The organism is Polaromonas sp. (assembly GCF_012927415.1).
Lineage (GTDB): Bacteria > Pseudomonadota > Gammaproteobacteria > Burkholderiales > Burkholderiaceae_C > Polaromonas.
In genome coordinates, this window is sequence record NZ_JABBPF010000042.1 from 1 (window position 1) to 20966 (window position 20966).

The following is a 20966-nucleotide window of genomic DNA, read 5'->3' on the forward strand; positions in this document are numbered from 1 at the left end:
AAAAGCCATGCGCCTCTGCGATTGGCCGCATGACATCAATGCAGCGCCACGCCTTTTCCTTGTCGACGGGTGGAAAGTCAAAGGCCAGTCGTCGGCTGTCTTCCCCGGTTTTCTGCAGGTCTTCTTTTTGATTGGCTGGCTGGTCTTTTTCCCGTGGGTACTTGCCGCTCAAAAAACCACCGGCCAGGGGGCTCCACACCATCAGGCCAACGCCTTCGCTACGCAGCATGGGAATCAGCTCGCGTTCCAGGTCACGCCCCGCCACGCTGTAGTAGGCCTGGAGCGAGTCAAAGCGCGAAAGGCCAAGGCGCTCGGCAATGCCCAGCGCCTTGGCGATCTGCCACGCGGCCCAGTTGGATACACCGACGTAACGCACATGGCCATGCCGCACCAGCTGGTCCAGCGCACGCAAGGTTTCCTCCATCGGCGTGGCGACGTCGAAACCGTGCACCTGGTAGAGGTCAATGTGCTCAAGCTGCAGACGCTTCAGGCTTGCCTTGACCGCGTCCGTGATATGGCTGCGCGACAAGCCCCGGGCGTTCGGGCTGTTGCCAGTCTCGCCGAAGACTTTGGTGGCGACGACCACGTTCTCTCGCGGAATTTTCAGGTTTTTCAGCGCCTGACCGGTAATCTGTTCAGAAATGCCGCCTGCGTAAACATCTGCGGTATCGATGAAGTTAATACCGGCGTCGATTGCCTGGCCAATGAGCTTTTCGGCATCGGGCTGTTGCAGCGCGCCGATCTGGCGCCACATGCCTTCCGCGCCACCAAACGTCATGGTGCCCAGGCAAAGCTCGGAAACAAAAAGGCCGGTACGGCCGAGTGGATTAAGGCGCATGTAAGAGACTCCAGGTGGGTAATCCGGGGCTAGTGCCCGTGTCGTGCGTCAGCATACTCGCCTGCGGCAAAAGCTGCAGTGGTCAGGTGTGTTCGGACATCTCAAGGCGCCTGACCACCGCACTCCGCCTGACAAACGTGTCCAGCGTTCGCGCAACATGCGGAAAAATTTTAAATTCCACCAGTTCACCGCTTCTCACAAACCCCCAAGCGCCCGCAACACATTTTCTGCCGTGGCCGGCGCCTCCAGCTGCACCCGCATACCCGGCTGCGCAGCCGCCACCGCATCGCGCAGCGCCTCCCACACGCTGATCGCCAGCATCAGCGGCGGTTCGCCGACAGCCTTGCTGCCGAAGATGTTGTCTTCGCGGTTGGCTTCGGGCCAGAAATCGACCTTGAAGTGCTCGGGAATGTCGCCGGTCGCCGGAATTTTGTAGGTGCTGGGCGCGTGCGTGTTGAGTTCACCCTTGTCGTTCCAGACCAGCTGCTCGGTGGTGAGCCAGCCCATGCCCTGCACAAAGCCGCCTTCGATCTGGCCGATGTCAATCGCCGGGTTAATGCTCTTGCCCGCGTCATGCAGGATGTCGACCTTGAGCACGCGGCTTTCGCCGGTCAGCGTGTCGATGGCGACTTCGGTGCAGGCCGCGCCGTAGGCAAAGTAGAAAAACGGCCTGCCGGTCAAGGTTGTTTTGTCGTAGTGGATTTTGGGTGTGCGGTAAAAGCCATCGCTCCAGAGCTGGATGCGGTTGGCATACGCCAGTTTGACGACCTCGGTAAACGGACGGGTACCTGCGGGGGTGTTGACCCGCCCGCCCCGAAAGGTCACGGCACCGGCGCCGCAGCCGTCCAGCCCGGCAACGAACTGCGCCAGGTTGTCACGCACACGGCGGGCGGCATACTGCGCGGCTCCGGCATTGAGGTCGGTGCCGGCCGAGGCCGCCGTGGCCGAGGCGTTGGGGATCTTGCTGGTGTCGCTGGCAGTTGACAACACCTGCTCAAACGCGATGCCCAATTCGTCCGCCACGATTTGCGCCACCTTGGTGTTCAACCCCTGGCCCATTTCGGTGCCACCGTGGTTCACCTGGCAGGAGCCGTCGGTATACACATGTACCAGCGCACCGGCCTGGTTGAACAGGGTGGCGGTAAAGGAAATGCCGAACTTGACCGGTGTGATCGCGATGCCGCGCTTGATCACGGGGCTGCGCGCATTCCATGCGGAAATGACCTTTTTCCTTTGCTGATAGCCGCAAGTAAGCTCCAGTTTTGACAACAGTGGCAAAAGGATGTTGTCTTCGACCGTCATGCCGTAATGGGTGGTGTCACGGCGCCGCGCAGGCTCGGTTGCGCTCATCGGTGCGACGAGTTCGTCGCCATAAAGGTTGCGCTTGCGCACCCCAAGCGGTTCCAGTTCCAGCTGCCGTGCAATATCACCCATGATGGTTTCCATCACGATCATGCCCTGCGGACCGCCGAAACCGCGAAAGGCGGTGTTGCTTTGGAGGTTGGTCTTGCAGCGATAAGACGCAATTTCCACGTCCTGCAAAAAGTAGGCGTTGTCAACGTGAAACAAGGCGCGGTCGGCCACCGGGCCCGACAGGTCGGCGCTGAAGCCGCAGTCGGCGGCCATCATGAGTTTGAGGCCGGTAATGCGCCCACTGTCGTCAAAACCCACGCTGTAGTCGTAGGCAAAGGGGTGGCGTTTGCCAGTCACCCTGAAGTCGTCGTCGCGGTCCAGCCGCAGCTTGACGGGGCATTTGAGTTTGTTCGCCGCAAGCGCGGCCCATACCGCCACATGGCCTGCCTGCGTTTCCTTGCCGCCAAAGCCACCACCCATGCGCCGGCATTCCACGCGCACCGCGTGGCTCGCAATGCCCAGCGCATGCGCCACCCACTGCTGCACCTCGCCGGGGTGCTGGGTGCTGGCGTAAATCAGCCACTGGTTCTGCTCTTGCGGCAGCGCACAGGCCACCTGGCCTTCCAGGTAAAAATGCTCCTGGCCGCCAACTTCCAGCGTGCCGTGCAGCGTGTGCCGCGCAGTTTTCAGCGCCCGGGTGGCGTCACCGCGTTTCACGAAGACCGGCGGCAGCACGTAGCTTTGCGCCTTCAGCGCCTGGCGCACGTCCAGCATGGCGGGCAGGACTTCGATCCGGCAGTTCACCTTGCGCGCTGCGCGGCGCGCCTGCATCACCGATTCGGCCACCACCACGCCGATCACCTGGCCGATGTGCTGCACGGTGTCCCGCGCAAATACCGGCTCGTCATGCGAGAAACTGCCCAGCATCGGATCGCCGGGAATGTCGCACGCCAGAATTACATCGCGCACGCCCGGCATGGTCAGCGCCTCTGCCGTGTCGACACCCATCAGCCGGCCATGCGCCACGGTGGAAAGAATCGGCGCGGCATAGAGCGTGCCCCTGAGCTCGGGAATATCGTCCACATAGGTGGCCGCGCCGGCCACCTGGGCACGCGCGCTCTCGTGAAAAACCGGACTGCCGGCCGCTTGCGGCAGCGGCGGCTGGTGCGCTGGTTGCGCCGCCTCACAGGGCCTGGCTGCGTCACGCGCCCGGCCAGCCTGATCCGCATTCGCATCCTCGACCAGCACATCGGGGTCGGCCACGGCGTCGCGGCTGACCGACAGGTCCAGCTGATTCATGGCTCGTCCTCCAGCGTGAACTCGGCCAGGTTGCTGTGTTGCAGGCCCTGGCTTTCAAGCCAGAAACGCTGCAACAGATTGCCCAGCACCTCGCTGCGGTAGGCGCTGGACGCGCGCATGTCGGAAATCGGCGAGAACTCGGCGCGCAGCACGGCAATGGCCCTTTGCACGGTCTGCAGCGTCCACGGCTGCCCCGCCAGCGCAGCTTCGGTCTGCACGGCGCGCATCGGCGTGGCCGCCACGCCGCCCGCGCCGATGGATGCTGATTGAACCCGGGCGTGTTGTGTAGGTAGCTTCAGCGCCCGGGAGACGGCGGATATATCGTCGTCGTAGCGTTTCGATATCTTGTAAATCCGCATGGTTTCACCGGCGATGGCTTTGGGCACCCGGATCCAGGCCAGGACCTCATCGGCCGACATCACGTTTTGCCTGTAACCGGTATACAAGGTTTCCAGGGGCATGTCGCGCTGGCCGTGCGCGCTCATCAGCACCACCCGTGCGCCCAGCGCAATCAGCAACGGCATGGAGTCACCAATCGGCGAGCCGTTGGCTACGTTGCCGCCCAGCGTGCCCGAGTTGCGCACTGGCAGGCCGGCAAAGCGGGCGGCAAAGTTGTGCAGCTGGGGCCGGTCTTTGACCAGCGCGGCAAAGGCATCGGCCAGCGTGACCGCCGCGCCAATGGCCAGCTGACCCGGCTGATCTTCAATGCGGCGCAACTCCCTGACCCGAGTGACATCAAGCACCTCGTCAAACTGGCGGTGCAGCTTGGTGACCCACAGTCCGGCATCGGTGCAGCCGGCAACGAGCTGCGCCTTCGGGTGCGCGGCGCGCGCTGCCAGCAAAGCCGCCAGCGTCACCGGCGATTTATAAGCCGAATCGGCTTCAGGTCCAGCAGGTACGGCTGCAAGCTGCTCCATTTTTTGTAGCAAGGCAGTTTCGTCCAGCAGCACCGGGGGCAGATTGCCCATGGCCAGCGCGGCCTGCAGAATCGGCCGGTAACCGGTGCAGCGGCACAGGTTGCCCGACAGTTCTTCCTGCGCCAGCGCGCGCGTGATCGCCTCGCCCTTGCAGATATGGTTTTGGTACAGGCCAAACAGGCTCATGACAAAGCCGGGTGTGCAAAATCCGCATTGAGAGCCGTGGCACTCCAGCATCGCCTGCTGGGCCGGATGAAGCTTTCCGTCTCTCGCCGCAAGGTCTTCCACCGTCCAGAGCGCCATGCCGTCTATCGAGTGCGCCAGCCGGATGCAGCTGTTGATGGCACGGTAGCGGAGCTGGCCGTTCTCTGCCTCGCCCAGCACCACGGTGCAGGCGCCGCAGTCGCCTTCGCCGCAGCCTTCCTTGGTGCCGACCTGCCCCAGATCCTCACGCAGCAGCTCCAGCAGGGTGCGCTCGGGTGGTACATTGCGCAGACTTACGACTTCGCCCCGTCGGATGAAACGAAGGGTTTTGACGGGGCGCCGAACTGCAGATTGGATGGGAGTCATGCGCGTCAGCTTAAAACAACCAGACCGGTGGCAACCGGCAAGGCTTCATATTACCCGGCCGGGTGAACAGGTTTGAGGCGCCTGACGTTTTCTGTCTTGTCGGCTTGGTCGGCGGGATCTGGCTGGCCGGCGATGCGCGCCCACCGATGGAAGAATAAATGCTATAAAAAAAATAGCTGACTCAGGCCGTAAATACTGGACCAGAAGCCTGAAATGCTAAAAAAACTTGATCACCGGAAATTTCCAGCCAAGCCAGAGACCATGACCGTCGTTCCCTCTCCAACACCCACCGAAAGCCTTGCAGGCACGCCGCCCCGGCTGCAGCTTTTCGGCATCACCAAACGTTATCCCGGCGTGGTGGCCAACAGCGACATCGCGCTCAGCGTGCGGCCTGGCGAAATCCATGCGGTGCTGGGCGAAAACGGCGCCGGCAAATCGACGCTGATGAAAATCATCTACGGCGCCGTCAAGCCTGACGCCGGCAGCGTGGCCATGGACGGCAAGCAGGTAGCGGTGCGCAACCCGCAGGAGGCGCGCACGCTCGGCATCAGCATGGTGTTCCAGCATTTCAGCCTGTTTGACACGCTCACCGTGGCCGAAAACGTCTGGCTTGGCCTGGACAAGCACCAGAGCCTGGCGGACGTCTCCCGGCGCATTGCGCAAACCACGCAGGCTTATGGCCTTCAGCTGGACCCGGCCCGGCCGGTGCATACGCTGGGCGTGGGCGAGCGCCAACGGGTTGAAATCGTGCGGGCGCTGCTGACGCAACCCAGGCTGCTGATTCTTGACGAGCCGACTTCGGTGTTGACCCCGCAGGCGGTCGAAAACCTGTTCGTCACGCTGCGCCAGCTGGCCGCCCAAGGCTGCAGCATTTTGTACATCAGCCACAAACTTCATGAAATCAGGGCGCTTTGCACCGCCTGCACCGTGCTGCGTGGGGGCAGGGTGTCTGGCGAATGCGATCCGCGCCAGGAGTCCAATGCCTCGCTCAGCCGGCTGATGATTGGTGCGGAGCCGCCGCTGCTCGAGCATCGTGCGGTCAAGACCGGGGGCATCGTGCTCGACGTCAGGCAGCTCGACCTGGCCAGGAATGAGCAGTTCGGCGTTGACCTGCACCGCGTCGCGCTACAGGTGCGCGCTGGCGAGGTCGTCGGCATTGCCGGCGTGTCTGGCAACGGTCAGAAGGAATTGCTCTACGCCCTGTCCGGTGAAGACACGCGGGCCGCCAGCGGGGCGATTGTGGTCGGGGGCCAGAGCGCCGGCAAGATGGGCCCGGCGCTACGCCGCAAGCTGGGGCTGCACTTTGTGCCGGAAGAGCGGCTGGGGCGGGGCGCCGTGCCTTCGCTCTCGCTGTCGCGCAACCTGCTGCTCACGCGCAGGCAGGCAGTGGGTTTGGGCGGCTGGCTCCATGGCGGCAAGCTGCAGGCGCAGGCGCTGCGGATCATTGACCGCTACAAGGTTAAGTGCGGTGGTCCGCAGGCCGCCGCCAAATCCCTCTCAGGGGGCAATTTGCAGAAATTCATCATGGGCCGCGAGATGGATGCGGCGCCCGGCCTGCTCATCGTGTCCCAGCCGACCTGGGGTGTCGATGTAGGTGCGGCGACGCAGATTCGCGGCGAGCTTTTGAAGCTCGCGGGCGCCGGCTGCGCGGTACTGGTGGTGAGCGAGGAGCTTGAAGAGCTGTTTGATATTTCCGATCGGCTTTATGTGATGGCCAAGGGTCAAATTTCGCCCTCGATGCCGCGCGCGGAGGCGACGGTGGAGAAAGTCGGGCTGTGGATGAGCGGCTTGTGGACGCAAACCGGAGCGCAACATGGCACGGCTTGAAATCCGCCCCCGGCCTTCGGCATTCTGGAGCTACGCCTCGCCCATTCTGGCGCTGCTGCTGACCGTGGCCATTGGCGTGGCGCTTTTTGTGGCGCTCGGCAAGGACCCGCTCAAGGGCCTGCAGGTGTTTTTCTGGGAGCCCATCAAATCACCGTATGCGCTCGGCGAACTGCTGGTCAAGGCCACGCCCTTGCTGATCATTGCGCTGGGCCTGGCCGTGTGCTTTCGTTCCAATGTCTGGAACATCGGCGCCGAGGGCCAGTTTGTGATTGGCGCCCTGGCGGCCGGCGGCGTGGCACTGCTCGCCGACAAGACCACTGGGCCGTGGATTGTTCCGGCGATTCTGGTGGCCGGCGTGCTGGGCGGCATGTTCTGGGCGGGCATCACCGCTTTTCTGCGCGACCGTTTTAACGCTAATGAAATCCTGGTCAGCCTGATGCTGGTCTATGTGGCCGACATGACGCTCAACTACCTGGTGTTTGGTCCCTGGAAAGACCCGAATGGCTACAACTTTCCGCAAACCAAAACCTTTGAGGCGGTGACGCAAATCCCGCGGCTGATGCAGGGCTCGCGCGTCAATATCGGCATTTTGCTGGGCCTGACGGGCGTCGCGGCGCTGTGGCTGTATCTGTTTCGCACCTATGCCGGATTTTCCCAGGAGGTCAGTGGCTTGGCCCCGCCGGCCGCCCGTTATGCCGGATTTTCCTCGAGCCGCGCCCTGTGGGTGGCGCTGCTGATTTCAGGCGGTGCAGCCGGCCTGGCCGGGGCGCTGGAGGTGGCCGGGCCGATCGGCCAGCTCACGCCCTATGTGCCGGCGGGCTACGGTTTTGCCGCCATCATCGTGGCTTTTGTCGGGCGGCTTCACCCGGTGGGGGTGATGTTCTCGGCGCTTCTCATGAGCATGTTCTACATCGGCGGCGAACTGGCGCAGTCGCGCCTGGGTTTGCCCAAGTCGATCACCGGCGTATTCCAGGGTCTGCTGCTGTTCAATCTGCTGGCCTGCGATACCTTGATCGCCTACCGCTTCAGCTTCTTCAAACCGTTTTCCATTTCCGCCCTGGGAGGCCGCTGATGGATTCCACCGCCTTGCTGCTGGCCGCCACCCTGAGCGCCGGCACCGTGCTGGCGATTGCCTCGCTCGGCCTGCTGATCAACGAAAAAGCCGGCATCGTCAATCTGGGCGCGGAGGGCATGATGCTGTGCGCCGCGATCGCCGGCTTTGCCACCGTGGTGCATACGGGCAACAGCTGGCTGGGCTTTGCCGCCGGCATGGCGGCGGGGGCTTTGCTGGCCGCCATTTTTGGCGTGCTGGTGATCTGGCTCAACACCAACCAGTACGCTACCGGGCTGGCATTGAGCCTGTTTGGTGCAGGTTTTTCGGCCTTTGCCGGCATTGGTTATGTCAAGGAAAAGCTGCCCGAGCAGCCACAGTTGTCGATTCCCTGGTTTGCGGATATTCCATTTTTCGGCCCGGCGTTGTTTCGCCAGCACCCCATGGTCTACATCGCGATGGCGCTGACCGGCGGTCTCATCTGGTTTTTGTACCGCACGCGCGCCGGGCTGGTGCTGCGCTCGGTCGGTGAAAGTCCGGAGTCGGCGCATGCGCTCGGCTATCCAGTGCGGCGCATCCGCCTGGCGGCGGTCATGGCGGGCGGCGCGCTTTGCGGGCTGGCGGGCGCCTACGTGTCGGTGGTGTACGCGCCACTGTGGGTGGAAGGCATGATTGCCGGCAAGGGCTGGATCGCGCTGGCGCTCACGACCTTTGCCACCTGGCGGCCGGCCCGGGTCTTGCTTGGTGCCTATCTGTTTGGTGGCGTCACCATGCTGCAGTTTCATCTGCAGGGACTGGGCGTCAATGTGCCGACGCAGTTTTTGACCATGCTGCCTTACCTGTCCACCATCGTGGTTTTGGTGCTGATTTCGCGCAACCCCCTGTGGATCCGCGTCAACATGCCCAGCGCCATTGGCAAGCCGTTCTACCCCGGGGCCTGATTTTTCAGCCTCATAATGATTGTTGTTTTTGCCGCTTGGCACTGATTCTTTTTCCTTGACTCCTGAATGAAAGCGCGACGACATGACTGACTTGCAAAAACGTTCCCTGCTCAAGCTGGCGGCCCTTTCCGCTGTCGTAGCGACGGCCCTGGCGGGCTGCGGCAAAAAGGAAGTGCCAGCCCCGGCCCCGGCGCCTGCGCCGACCGCTGCCGCCCCGGTCAAGCCTGAACCGCTGAAGATTGCTTTTGCCTACGTCGGCCCGGTTGGTGATGGCGGCTGGACTTATGCCCATGACAACGCCCGTAAGGCCGTGGAAAAAGAGTTTGGTGACAAGGTTGTGACCAGTTTTGTCGAAAAAGTGCCAGAGTCCGCTGATGCCGAACGCGTGATTCGCGACATGGCCGCGCAGGGCAACAAGCTGATCTTTGGCACCACCTTTGGCTACATGGAGCCGATGCTCAAGGTCGCCACCGACCTGAAGGACGTGAAGTTTGAACATGCCACCGGGTACAAAACTGCCGAGAACCTGCGCACTTACGACAGTCGCACCTACGAAGGCGCCTACATGGCCGGCGTGGTGGCGGGCAAGATGAGCAAGTCCGGCACGCTGGGCGTGGTCGGCTCCGTGCCTATCCCTGAAGTGGTGCGCAATATCAACAGCTTCACGCTGGGCGCGCAGTCGGTCAACCCTAAAATCAAAACCAAGGTGGTCTGGGTCAACGAGTGGTTCAACCCGCCCAAAGAAACTGAGGCAGCCACCGCGCTGATCAATGGCGGCGCCGACGTGCTGTTCCAGAACACCGACTCCTCGGCCGTGCTGCAGACCGCCGAAAAGATGGGAAAGCGCGCCTTCGGCTGGGATTCGGACATGACGGCCTATGGCCCTAAAGCCCATCTGGCTTCGGCTGTGATCAACTGGGGTCCGTATTACGTCAAGTCCGTGGGTGAAGCGCTGAACGGCTCCTGGAAGGGCGGTACAAGCGCCTGGTGGGGCGTGAAGGAAGGCGCGATTGACCTGGTATCGCTGGCCGCCGATGTGCCTGATGAGACCAAAAAACGCATCGAAGAGGTCAAGGCCGGCCTGAAAGACGGCAGCTTCGCCATCTGGAAAGGGCCGATCATGGACAACAACGGCAAGGAACTGGTGGCCAAGGACATCGTCGCCGATGACAAGTTTCTCGGTGGCTTGAAGAGCTACGTCAAAGGGGTGGAAGGCAAGGTTCCAGGCAACTGATGTCACTTCTACTTTAATTCGATAGGTCGTTGCAGTGCCTTGTCGTGCTGCAGCACCGCCTGCGAGTTGGCGCCTACTCCCTCAGTGAGTTCGCAATGAAATGCCGACAATGAGGCGATGCTCCACGCCATGAGGCGGGGGCGCTAGCAACCTCAGTCTGGGAGCTGCCTTCGGCGGCTTTTCTTTTTTGGAGTTGGAATGAATCTGGCCAAACCTGACATAAAACCTGTTGCCACCGACCGCCTGCCCGAGCTGCTCAGGGGCATGCCCAAGGCTGAGCTGCATATTCACATTGAGGGATCGCTTGAGCCGGAACTGATTTTTGCGCTGGCCAGTCGCAACGGCGTAGCGATTCCCTACGCCAGCGTGGAAGAACTGCGCAGCGCCTACGCCTTCACCAATCTGCAGAGTTTTCTCGACATCTATTACGCCGGTGCCAGCGTGCTTATCAAGGAGCAGGATTTCTACGACATGGCGTGGGCTTATTTTGTCAAGGCGGCGCAGAACAACGTGGCTCACGCCGAGCTTTTTTTCGACCCGCAGACACATACCGCGCGCGGCGTCAGCATGCAAACCGTCATTACTGGCCTGCACCGCGCCTGCGTTGATGCGCAAACCGGGCTGGGCATCAGCGCTTCATTGATCCTGTGCTTCCTGCGCCACCTCAGCGAAGAGGATGCATTCAAGACGCTGGAGCAGGCCCTGCCTTTCCAGGACAAGGTCATAGGCATCGGCCTGGATTCCGGTGAGGTCGGCAATCCACCGGAAAAGTTCGCCCGCGTGTTTGCGCGCTGTCGCGAACTGGGTTTTCATCTGGTCGCCCATGCCGGCGAGGAGGGGCCGCCAGCCTATGTCTGGACCGCGCTGGATGTCCTCAAGGTAGAACGGATCGACCACGGCGTGCAGTCGAGCAAGGACGCGGCGCTGATGCGGCGGCTGGCCAAAGACCGCATTCCGCTCACGGTCTGCCCGCTGTCCAATCTCAAGCTCTGCGTGTTCCCGGACCTGGCCAGCCACAACCTGCGCCAGTTGTTGGAGGCCGGGCTGGCAGCGACGATCAATTCCGACGATCCGGCCTACTTCGGCGGCTACCTGAACGAGAACTTCACGCAGACCTTCGCCGCGACCCAACTTAGCGCGCGGCACGCCTACACGCTGGCGCGCAACAGCTTTGAAGCGAGTTTTATCGATGCCGCGGCCAAGCGGCGCCATATTGACAGGCTCGATGAGCGCTTTGACGCGTTTTCTGCATAGCCTGCGGGACGTCTGTCCGGTCGTCGAGCTTGTACTGCAACCTTGCCAGGGGCGCATTCCCACGCGAGATCCCGGCCCGTACACCACGGTTGCGACGCGTTTCTGACGCGTGCGGGCAATTTTTCACCGTAGCTGTGGATTTGGCTACCGGCATATGTCGTCCAGTGCCGTGGCTGTGCCGGACAGCAATCGGCTCTTTGCAGGCAGATGGGGCTTGTTCATTTCCTTTGCTTATCCCCTGTTCATCCCTGATGAAGGTCTTTTCAATCAGGCAGGGCCTTTCGGCGCATGCAGACTCGGTGGGGCAGCCGGTGCCTTGTGCCGATATTCTGGTTGTCGACTTGCAGGGTGAACCGGTGCCTGCAGGACAGAGTGGCGAGATATGGATACGGGGCCCGATGGTGGTGAAAGGCTACTGGAACAACCCGCAGGCCACCGCTGTCAGCATTACCGATGGCTACTGGCATTCCGGTGACATCGGAAGGTTCGATACCACTGGCTTCCTGTATGTGCTGGATCGTTTGAAAGATGTCATCAATCGGGGCGGCTACAAGGTTTACTCGAGTGAAGTAGAGGCCGTGCTGGCCGCCCATCCTCTGGTGATCGAAGCCGCCACCGTGGGTCGTCCATGCCCGATGTTGGGCGAACGGGTGCACGCGTTTGTCGTGGCGAGGGAGGGTCTGGACGCGCAAACGCTGAAAAACTTTTGCGCGTCCCGCCTTTCCGACTACAAAGTCCCCGAAACGTTCACCTTCAGCGACATCCCACTGGCACGCAATCCGAATGGCAAACTGTTGAAAAAGCCGCTGCGTGAGACTGCACGAAGGATTTTCTCTGATGATCGATAAAGGTTTCTGCTTCGTTTGCTAATGAGAGCCGGCAAAATGAAAGACCTGTCGAAGCGAGCCAGGTCCCGGGCTCATGTAGTTAATCCTGTCCGCTATGCTCTGAAAAGCAAGACGGGGAAATAATGATAAATTTTGTATTGATATGACCACAGCAGAGGCGAAGACCCTACAAAAAGTACCCAGGCCAGAAACAGCGCGCCCCTGGCCCATCGCCCTGGCAGGGCTGGTCGCGCTCGCGGTTGCCATGGGCATAGGCCGTTTTGCCTTCACGCCCCTCTTGCCCATGATGCTTAGCGACGGTGTGATTGATCTGCCGGGCGCGAGCTGGCTGGCCAGCGCCAACTATCTGGGCTACATGTTGGGCGCCTTGTTATGCACGCTGCAGCCGTGGCTCTGGTCGCGTTTGCGCAACTTGCCTTTGCTGGCTTTTTCGACGCTGGTGCGATTCGGGCTGATCGCTACCGGCGTGCTGACGCTGGCGATGGCCTGGCCGTTTCCCGCCATCTGGCCCGCGCTGCGTTTTGCGGCGGGAGTGATCAGCGCCGTGGTGTTTGTCTACACCTCCGGCTGGTGCCTGTCACAACTTTCCAGAAGCGGCGTGCCGGCGATGGGCGGCATCATTTATGCCGGACCGGGCGCCGGCATTATCGTGAGCGGTCTTCTGGCCAGTGCAATGGTGGCCTGGCACTGGACGGCTTCAATGGGCTGGCTGGTTTTTGGCGTGCTGGCTTTCGGGCTTTCGGCCACGGTGTGGCACATCCTTCGTGGCAATGAGGAGCGACTGGTCGTGTTGGGCGAGCCCCGCCTCAAAGTGGCCAGCCTCTCTGCATCTGCATCCGGGGCAAACGGTCCGGGCGAGATGACGCTGCTGGCGTTGGCCTACGGTCTGGCTGGTTTCGGCTACATCATTACGGCCACCTTCCTGCCCGTTATTGCGCGCGCGGCGCTGCCCGGCTCTGCGTGGCTGGACCTGTTCTGGCCGATTTTCGGCGTCGGCGTCATGGTCGGCGCGCTGCTGGCCACGCGGCTGCCGCACGGTGGCGATTTGCGCGTGCGACTGGGCGTTTGCTATGTTATTCAGGCGCTCGGCATTGCCTCCAGTCTGTGGAGTCCCAGCCTGGCCGGCTTTGCCATCGGCAGCCTGATGCTCGGCATACCCTTCACGGCGATTACTTTTTTTGCAATGCAGGAAGTGCGCCGTTTGCGGCCCGACACGGCAGCAAGCTTTATCGGTCTGCTGACTGCCGCTTATGGCGTGGGGCAGATTCTTGGCCCGCCGCTGGTGGCGCTGTTACTCAGGCGCAGCGCGAGCGCTGTCGCGGGATTTACGCTGTCACTTCAAATTGCAGTCAGCACGCTGTTGATTGGCGCGGTGATGTATTTCTGGATGGCAAAGGCGTACCCGCTGTCGCGATAAGCCAAGGCGTTGCGGGTGTGTGTGCAGGTCCAGTACCGGCTGACCGGTCGGCCCCAAGCGAATCAATCTACTGTTGTGCGAACTGATGCAGCAAGGCAACGAAGGTTGCTGCCACCTCCGACAAGACTTCATTCTTTCTCGTCAGGACGCCGAAGCCTTTGAGGTCAGTGCCGATTGGGATCGGCAGTACGCGCAAAAGGCCGGCCTTGACATGGTCGCGTACGACTGACTCTGGCAGCACCGCCACGGCTTCACTGGTCTGCAGGAGCTGCAGCGTTGCAAAGACCGACGCGCATTCAACGACGTTAGGAGGAGTTGACAGCGCGGCCCTGGCAAACTCTTCTTCGAGCAACTGGCGTGCAGGGCTGGTCACCGGCTGCAAAATCCAGGGCAGGGCCATCAGGGTTTCGAGTTGAGGCTGTTTGCGGCGCACCAGCGCATGCCCCCGCCGCACGACCACCTGCATGATTTCATTGGACAGCGGAGCAAAGTCAAACAGGTTGTGCTGGAGCAGGGACGCAAATCGACCTACCGCCAACTCGATATCGTGGCGCTCCAGCGATGTGCTGATCTGATCGCTGGTCTCTCCCACCATGCGAATGTTCAGCAGCGGCCGCTCTTGTTTGATGCGGGCGACGGCGCGAGCGACCAAATCGGGCGCGGCGCCCATGATGGCGCCCAACACAAGCAGCCCAGGTCCCCCGCGCCGTTTGACGTCCAGCCCTTCGATGAAGCGGCTCAGGCTGGCCTGAGATTGCCGGGCATAGACCACGACCTCTTCGCCCAGCGCCGTTGGCCGCAAGCCGCGCGAGTGGCGCTCAAACAGGACGAATTCAAAAGCCAACTCAATGTCCGCCAGCATTTTGGTAGCCGATGGCTGGGTCACGTTGATCCGCGTTGCCGCCTCATGCAGGGTCCGCGTTTCGGCCAGCGCCGCAAGCAGTGCCCAGTGCTTGAGCCTTAAGCGGTTGATGAGCCGTGGCGTGGCATTGACTGTCGTTTTGCGGTATTCCATTTTGGAAACGCTTTAGCTAAATTATTGATTGGAAGTATATCGACGGGAGTTTTAAAGTTCTGCCATCCACAACACAAGGAGACAGAGATGAAGCTGGTTCGCTATGGCCCGGTCGGGCAGGAAAAACCGGGATTGATCGACCAGGAAGGCGGTTTGCGCGACCTATCGGAACAGGTGGCCGATATTGGTGGCGCCGCACTGGGCGCTGGCGCGCTTGAAAAAATCGCTGCGCTGAAAACCGCGTCCCTGCCACTGGTCAGCGGTTCCCAGCGCCTGGGCTCGTGCGTTGGCGGCGTCGGTAAGATGATTTGCGTTGGGCTGAACTATTCCGATCATGCCAAAGAATCCGGCATGGCGATTCCGGCGGAACCCATTCTCTTCATGAAAGCCACCAGCGCTATCGTCGGTCCAAATGACGATGTCGAAATTCCGCCAGACGCGTTGAAGGTGGACTGGGAAGTCGAGCTCGGCGTGGTGATCGGCAGCACGGCGCGCTATGTTTCCAAAGAGAAGGCGCTCGATCATGTGGCCGGTTACTGCATCGTCAACGACGTGTCGGAACGCGCCTACCAGCTCGAGCGCGGCGGTCAGTGGGAAAAGGGGAAGGGCTGCGACACTTTTGGCCCGACGGGCCCGTGGCTGGTGACACGCGACGAAGTGCCGGACCCGCAGGCGCTTGACATGTGGCTGGAGGTCGATGGCAAGCGCTATCAGAACGGCAACACACGCACCATGATTTTTGATGTGGCTACGCTGGTCTCGTATATCAGTCAGTTTATGAGCCTGCAGCCTGGCGACGTGATCTCTACTGGTACCCCTCCCGGCGTGGGTATGGGCCAGAAACCGGCACCGATTTACTTGTCAGCCGGGCAGGTGATGCGTTTGGGTATCACCGGGCTTGGCGAGCAGCAACAAAAAACCATCCATGCCAATATTCAGGAGACAAAATGAACCAGCTCGATCTCAGCAAACGCGTCGCCGTGATCACAGGTGGCGCCCAGGGCATGGGTTATGCAACGGCAAAGCGAATACTTGAATCGGGTGCTGCAGTCGCTTTGTGGGACATTGATGCAGAGCGCCTCGAACAGGCGCACGCGGCGCTCGGCTCTTTGGGCAAGGTCATCACCACCGTTGTGGAACTGAGCGACGAGGCCTCGGTGGAAGCCGCCACGCAGGTTGTACTGGCAGCCCTTGGCCGCATCGACATCCTGGTCAACAATGCCGGCATCACCGGCGGCAACGGCCCGACCTGGGAACTGGCGCCTGCCGTCTGGCGGCGGGTGATTGAGGTCAACCTGATCGGACCTTTCCTGACCAGCCGCAGCATCGTGCCGCACATGGTCAAGCAAGGTTACGGCCGCATCATCAACATCGCGTCGGTGGCAGGCAAGGAAGGCAATCCTAACGCCTCGCATTACAGCGCATCCAAAGCCGGTCTGATCGGCCTGACCAAATCGCTGGGTAAGGAACTGGCAAAAACCGGTGTGCTGGTTAACGCGGTCACGCCTGCAGCGGCTAAAACCGCGATTTTCGACACCATGAAGCAGGAGCACATCGACTTCATGCTGTCCAGGATTCCGATGGGCCGCTTCCTGCAGGTTGACGAAGCGGCTTCGCTGATCGGCTGGCTTGCGTCTGAAGACTGCGCCTTTAGCACCGGCGCCGTGTTCGACCTGTCTGGCGGACGCGCGACCTACTGACCTACTGAGTTTTTAACACCAGCGCGGCGCGGGCGCCCAACCCAAAGCGCGCTACTGCCCCAAACAGCCGCAGAGCTGCCCACATCCTAATGACTTCCGGAGACAAATCATGAATGCAGGTATCAACCCCGAACTTGAGCGGGTCACGGCCAAAGCCATCCGCCGGCTCGTGCCCTTTCTTTTGCTGATGTATGTGCTGGCCTTTCTGGACCGAGCCAATATCGGCTTTGCCAAGCAGGCGTTCCAGCTCGACACCGGCGTGTCAAACGCAGCCTACGCCTTCGGCGCCGGCATCTTCTTCATTGGTTACGCGCTGTTTGAAGTGCCCAGCAACCTGATCATGCACCGTGTCGGCGCCCGTGCCTGGATGTGCCGCATCATGGTCACCTGGGGGCTGGTTTCGGCAGCGCTGATGTTTGTCACCAGCGAAACTTCGTTCTACGTCCTGCGCTTCCTGCTTGGCGTCGCCGAAGCCGGCTTCTTTCCCGGCGTCATCTACTTCCTCACGAAGTGGTTTCCGGTGCACGCGCGCACCCGCGTGATTGGCATGTTCTACTTCGGTGCGCCGCTGGCTTTCATCTTCGGCAGTCCACTGTCAGGCTTGTTGCTTGAGATCAACGGTGCCCTCGGTCTCAAGGGTTGGCAGTGGATGTTCCTGATTGAAGGCCTGATGGCGACTGCCGTCGGTGTCTGGGCTTTCTGGTATCTCGACAACCGCCCGGAGGACGCCAAGTGGCTGACTCCTGCCGAACGTGCGACGCTGGCCGATGCCATTGCCGTCGAAGATCAATACAAGGCGGCGCATGGCCCGAGCAGTGTGCTGTCAGCGCTGGCGAACGCCCGCGTATTGTTCCTGTCAGTGATCTATTTCCTCATCCAGATGAGTGTTTATGGCGTCGTGTTCTACCTTCCTACCCAGGTGGCAACGCTGCTGGGCAAGAAGGTGGGTTTTGAGGTCGGGCTGGTGACCGCGATCCCCTGGGTGTGTGCGCTGGTCGCGGCGTATTTCATTCCCAGGCTGGCCGAACGCCGGCAGCAATACGCCGGCATGGCCTGTGCCAGCCTGGTAGTTTGCGCAGCGAGCATTGCGCTGTCGGTAGCCTCTGGCTCGCCGCTGCTGTCGCTGGTTGCGCTGTGCTTTGCAGCCGCCGGGTTTATCGCCGTGCAGCCGCTGTTCTGGACCTTCCCAACAGCTTATCTCGGCGGCGCAGCAGCGGCTGGCGGCATTGCGCTGATCAACTCGCTGGGTTCGCTTGGCGGCTTTTTTGCCCCCAACGTCAAGACCTGGGCTGAGAAAACGTTCGAGTCGCCCAGTGCCGGCCTTTATTGGCTGGCCGGCACGACGCTGATCGGCGCGGCGCTGTTCCTGGCCCTGCGCCAGCGGCAGCCGGCGCAGGCCGTGGCCGTGGTCACTCCCGCGGCTTGATTCCTATTTTTCCAAACCAAGGAACCACCATGAATGACATGCCCACCATCAAGCACGTACGCGCCTTCACGGTCCGTGGCGGCGGAGCCGACTACCACGACCAGGGCGAAGGTCACTGGATCGACGACCACATCGCCACGCCGATGGCGCATTACCCCGAGTTTCGCCAGAGCCGCCAGTCTTTCGGCATCAACGTGCTCGGCACGCTGGTGGTGGAGATCGAGGCCAGCGATGGAACAGTGGGTTTTGCGGTCACTACCGGCGGTGAGATCGGTGCCTTCATTGTCGAGAAGCACCTGGCGCGTTTCCTTGAGGGCCGCCGCGTGACGGAAATCGAGAAGATGTGGAACCAGATGTATTTCGCCACGCTGTACTACGGCCGCAAGGGTGTGGTGGTCAACACCATTTCGGGCGTGGACCTCGCGCTGTGGGACCTGCTGGCCAAAGTGCGCAAGGAGCCGGTGCATGCGCTGCTCGGCGGACCGGTGCGTGACGAACTGCAGTTCTATGCCACAGGCGCGCGGCCCGATCTGGCCAAGGAAATGGGCTTTATCGGTGGCAAAATGCCGCTGCAACACGGCCCGGCTGAAGGCGTGGAGGGCTTGCAGAAGAACATTGCGAAGCTGGCCGAGATGCGAAGCCGCGTCGGTCCCGACTTCTGGCTGATGTTCGACTGCTGGATGAGCCTGGACACGAACTACGCGATTCGTCTGGCGAACGCCGCACACGAGCATGGTTTGAAATGGATCGAGGAAGCGCTGACGCCCGACGACTACTGGGGCTATGCCGACCTGCGCCGCAATGTGCCGCGCGGCATGATGGTCACCACCGGCGAGCACGAGGCCACCCGCTGGGGTTTTCGCCTGCTGCTGGAAATGGGTTGCTGCGACATCATCCAGCCCGACGTCGGCTGGTGCGGCGGAATGACCGAACTGTTGAAGATATCGGCTTTGGCCGATGCCCATAACACGCTCGTGGTCCCGCATGGTTCATCGGTATACAGCTACCACTTTGTCATCACGCGGCATAACAGCCCATTTGCCGAATTTCTGATGATGGCGCCCAAGGCTGACGAAGTGGTGCCGATGTTCAACCCGCTGCTGCAGGACGAGCCGGTGCCTGTCAACGGTCGGATGAAAGCCTCTGCGCTGGATGCGCCCGGTTTCGGCGTGCGGCTTAACCCCGATTGCGCCTTGCACCGGCCTTATCCCCGTTGACAGTGCGCAAGGCCGGTCATGCGCCTTGGCGGCAGGGCGTGCGGGGTCCGAGGCCTTAAAATACAGCCTTCAGTGTGCTGTCCCGGCGCGCTGCTGTTTTTTATGCCGGGACCATGTAGAGGACCACCATGTATAAAAACCTCGTGACCGCTGTCGTTCCGACGCTCCTGGCCGCCTGTTTTCCCTTTTCTTCCGCGTTTTCCGCTTCTCCCCAAACCACCGCCGCTGCGCCCGACAGGCCACCGCTCAAAATCGGCTTTGTCTATGTCACGCCTGTCACCGGGGCGGGCTGGGTGCACCAGCACGATGAAGGCCGCAAGGCCGTCGAAGCTGCGCTGGGCGACAAGGTCAAAACCACATCTGTCGCAGACGTGGCCGAAGGGGCCGATGCCGAGCGCGTGATCCGCGACCTGGCGCGCCAGGGAAACCAGCTGATTTTCACCCCCAGCTTTGGCTACATGGAGCCTACGCTCAAGGTCGCCAGGGATTTTCCGGACGTGAAGTTCGAGTCCATCACCGGCTACAAAACCACGCCCAACGTGGCGGTGGCCAATGCCCGCTACTATGAGGGCCGTTATCTGGCCGGCATTGCCGCCGGCCGGCTGGCCAGTAGCGCCGGGTATGTGGCGGGTTTTTCGATTCCAGAGGTGATCCAGGGCATCAACGCCTTCACGCTGGGTATGCGCTCGGTCAACCCCGGGGCAACCGTCAAGGTGCTCTGGCTGGGGGCCTGGTTTGATCCGCCGCGCGAGCGTGAAGCGGCCATGACGCTGTTTAACCAGGGTGTCGAGCTGATCGCTTTTCATACCGGCTCCAGTGCCGTGATGAGCGCCGCACAGGAGCGCGGCAAGTTGGCGGTTGCCTACCACTCCGACATGCGCGAATTTGCACCTGATGCGCAGGTGCTGGCCGTCACCCATCAGTGGGGCAGTTACTACACGAGCCGCGCGCAAGCGTTGCTCGATGGCCGCTGGAAAAGTGGCGCGCTCTGGGGTGGCGTCAGGGAAGGCATGATCCGCGTCGACAGCTTTGGCCCCAAAGTGCCGAAAAAAGTGGCCGACGAAGTGCTGGCACGCCAGCGCGACATAGCGGCCGGCAGGCTGCATCCCTTCAAGGCGCGCAGCGCGCTGCTTGACAACGAAGGCCACCAAGTGCTTGCCGCCGGCAAGACGTTGAGCGACGAGCAGATTCTGGCCATGAACTTCCTTGTGCAGGGCGTTCAGGGCAAGTTAAACAACTAGAACCCCGGATCATCATGAGCTACCAGGTCAAAGAGATTTTTTACACGCTGCAGGGCGAGGGCGCCAACGCCGGCCGTCCAGCGGTTTTCTGCCGCTTCGCTGGCTGCAATTTGTGGTCGGGCCGCGAGCAGGACCGGGCCGGCGCCGCATGCCGGTTTTGCGATACCGATTTCGTCGGCACCGACGGCACGCTGGGCGGCAAGTATGCCGACGCCGACGCGCTGGCCACCCGGATCGCGGCCCAATGGCCCGCTGGCCACAGTGCGCACCGTTTTGTCGTAATGACCGGCGGCGAACCGCTGCTGCAGGTAGATAGCGCGCTGATCGTGGCGCTGCATGCATGGGGCTTTCAGATCGCGGTCGAAACCAACGGCACGATTGCCGCTCCCGAAGGTATCGACTGGATCTGCGTTAGTCCCAAGGCCGGTGCGCCGTGGGTTCAACGCGAAGGCCATGAACTCAAGCTGGTTTGGCCGCAGCCGTCGTTCCAGCTGGAAGAACTGGAGGCGGCCCGTTTTACCCATCGTTATCTGCAGCCCATGGACAATCCCGAGCAAAAGCGCAACACCGAAGCATGCATCGCGTTGTGCCTGGAGCGTCCGGCCTGGCGACTCAGCCTGCAAACCCACAAAATCACGAGCATCCGATGAACGGCATTCCCATGCGCTGCGAACTCAGCCAGACCTTTTTTTTTGACGCTGCGCATACCCTGGATCGCGCCATTGAAACCGAGAGCAGCAAACGTGTGCACGGGCACACCTACAACGCTGAGGTCTTCCTGACCGGCCAACCCGACCCGCACACCGGCATGGTGATCG

General features: G+C 61.6%; 18 protein-coding genes. 14 read left to right on the top strand and 4 right to left on the bottom strand.

Features of this window, described 5'->3' with window-relative positions; genetic code table 11:
* The 3 genes from HHJ19_RS04500 to xdhA form a co-directional block, all read right to left on the bottom strand.
* Nucleotides 1-838: aldo/keto reductase (locus HHJ19_RS04500; protein ID WP_296904456.1), on the bottom strand; the 838-nt coding region annotated here is incomplete at its 3' end.
* 195 nt (nt 839-1033) lie between these two features.
* Complete coding sequence (gene xdhB / locus HHJ19_RS04505) at nt 1034-3490, bottom strand: xanthine dehydrogenase molybdopterin binding subunit (RefSeq protein WP_296904458.1); 2457 nt, start codon at nt 3488-3490, stop codon at nt 1034-1036.
* A complete protein-coding gene (gene xdhA, locus HHJ19_RS04510) occupies nt 3487-4977 on the bottom strand; it encodes a xanthine dehydrogenase small subunit (protein ID WP_296904460.1) in 1491 nt (496 codons plus the stop codon). Before xdhA ends, xdhB begins: the two co-directional genes overlap by 4 nt.
* Before the next feature lie 261 nt (nt 4978-5238).
* Here xdhA and HHJ19_RS04515 point away from each other — a divergent pair, with 261 nt between their 5' ends.
* The 7 genes from HHJ19_RS04515 (at nt 5239) to HHJ19_RS04545 (ending at nt 13549) form a co-directional block, all read left to right on the top strand.
* Nucleotides 5239-6804, top strand: coding sequence for an ABC transporter ATP-binding protein (locus HHJ19_RS04515; protein WP_296904485.1), 1566 nt, complete (start codon nt 5239-5241; stop codon nt 6802-6804).
* Nucleotides 6791-7876, top strand: coding sequence for an ABC transporter permease (locus tag HHJ19_RS04520; protein WP_296904462.1), 1086 nt, complete (start codon nt 6791-6793; stop codon nt 7874-7876). Before HHJ19_RS04515 ends, HHJ19_RS04520 begins: the two co-directional genes overlap by 14 nt.
* Nucleotides 7876-8796 carry an ABC transporter permease gene (locus HHJ19_RS04525; protein WP_296904464.1) on the top strand — a complete coding sequence of 307 codons (921 nt, stop codon included), beginning with the start codon at nt 7876-7878 and terminating at the stop codon, nt 8794-8796. Before HHJ19_RS04520 ends, HHJ19_RS04525 begins: the two co-directional genes overlap by 1 nt.
* Nucleotides 8797-8878: 82 nt before the next feature.
* Nucleotides 8879-10030 carry a BMP family ABC transporter substrate-binding protein gene (locus HHJ19_RS04530; protein WP_296904466.1) on the top strand — a complete coding sequence of 384 codons (1152 nt, stop codon included), beginning with the start codon at nt 8879-8881 and terminating at the stop codon, nt 10028-10030.
* 198 nt (nt 10031-10228) lie between these two features.
* Nucleotides 10229-11284 carry an adenosine deaminase gene (locus HHJ19_RS04535; protein WP_296904468.1) on the top strand — a complete coding sequence of 352 codons (1056 nt, stop codon included), beginning with the start codon at nt 10229-10231 and terminating at the stop codon, nt 11282-11284.
* 251 nt (nt 11285-11535) lie between these two features.
* On the top strand, nt 11536-12132 hold the full coding sequence (locus tag HHJ19_RS04540) for an AMP-binding protein (protein ID WP_296904470.1): 597 nt from the start codon (nt 11536-11538) through the stop codon (nt 12130-12132).
* Between the two features lie 142 nt (nt 12133-12274).
* A complete protein-coding gene (locus HHJ19_RS04545) occupies nt 12275-13549 on the top strand; it encodes a YbfB/YjiJ family MFS transporter (protein ID WP_296904472.1) in 1275 nt (424 codons plus the stop codon).
* Nucleotides 13550-13616: 67 nt separating this feature from the next.
* Here the strand turns inward: HHJ19_RS04545 and HHJ19_RS04550 are convergent, their stop codons facing one another.
* Nucleotides 13617-14564: a LysR family transcriptional regulator gene (locus tag HHJ19_RS04550; protein WP_296904474.1), complete on the bottom strand. Its 948-nt coding sequence runs from the start codon at nt 14562-14564 to the stop codon at nt 13617-13619.
* 87 nt (nt 14565-14651) lie between these two features.
* Between HHJ19_RS04550 and HHJ19_RS04555 the strand changes: the two genes are divergently transcribed.
* From HHJ19_RS04555 to HHJ19_RS04585, 7 genes are all read left to right on the top strand, one after another.
* Nucleotides 14652-15515: a fumarylacetoacetate hydrolase family protein gene (locus HHJ19_RS04555; protein WP_296904476.1), complete on the top strand. Its 864-nt coding sequence runs from the start codon at nt 14652-14654 to the stop codon at nt 15513-15515.
* A complete protein-coding gene (locus HHJ19_RS04560) occupies nt 15512-16264 on the top strand; it encodes an SDR family NAD(P)-dependent oxidoreductase (protein ID WP_296904478.1) in 753 nt (250 codons plus the stop codon). Before HHJ19_RS04555 ends, HHJ19_RS04560 begins: the two co-directional genes overlap by 4 nt.
* 109 nt (nt 16265-16373) lie before the next feature.
* Nucleotides 16374-17690: an MFS transporter gene (locus tag HHJ19_RS04565; protein ID WP_296904480.1), complete on the top strand. Its 1317-nt coding sequence runs from the start codon at nt 16374-16376 to the stop codon at nt 17688-17690.
* A 29-nt stretch (nt 17691-17719) separates the two neighbouring features.
* On the top strand, nt 17720-18907 hold the full coding sequence (gene rhmD / locus HHJ19_RS04570) for an L-rhamnonate dehydratase (RefSeq protein ID WP_296904481.1): 1188 nt from the start codon (nt 17720-17722) through the stop codon (nt 18905-18907).
* A 128-nt stretch (nt 18908-19035) separates the two neighbouring features.
* Entirely contained in the window at nt 19036-20148 is a 1113-nt protein-coding gene (locus HHJ19_RS04575) for a BMP family ABC transporter substrate-binding protein (protein ID WP_296904482.1), read from the top strand.
* 14 nt (nt 20149-20162) lie between these two features.
* Complete coding sequence (gene queE / locus HHJ19_RS04580) at nt 20163-20798, top strand: 7-carboxy-7-deazaguanine synthase (RefSeq protein WP_296904484.1); 636 nt, start codon at nt 20163-20165, stop codon at nt 20796-20798.
* Between the two features lie 11 nt (nt 20799-20809).
* Nucleotides 20810-20966: 6-carboxytetrahydropterin synthase (locus HHJ19_RS04585; RefSeq protein WP_296904487.1), on the top strand; the 157-nt coding region annotated here is incomplete at its 3' end.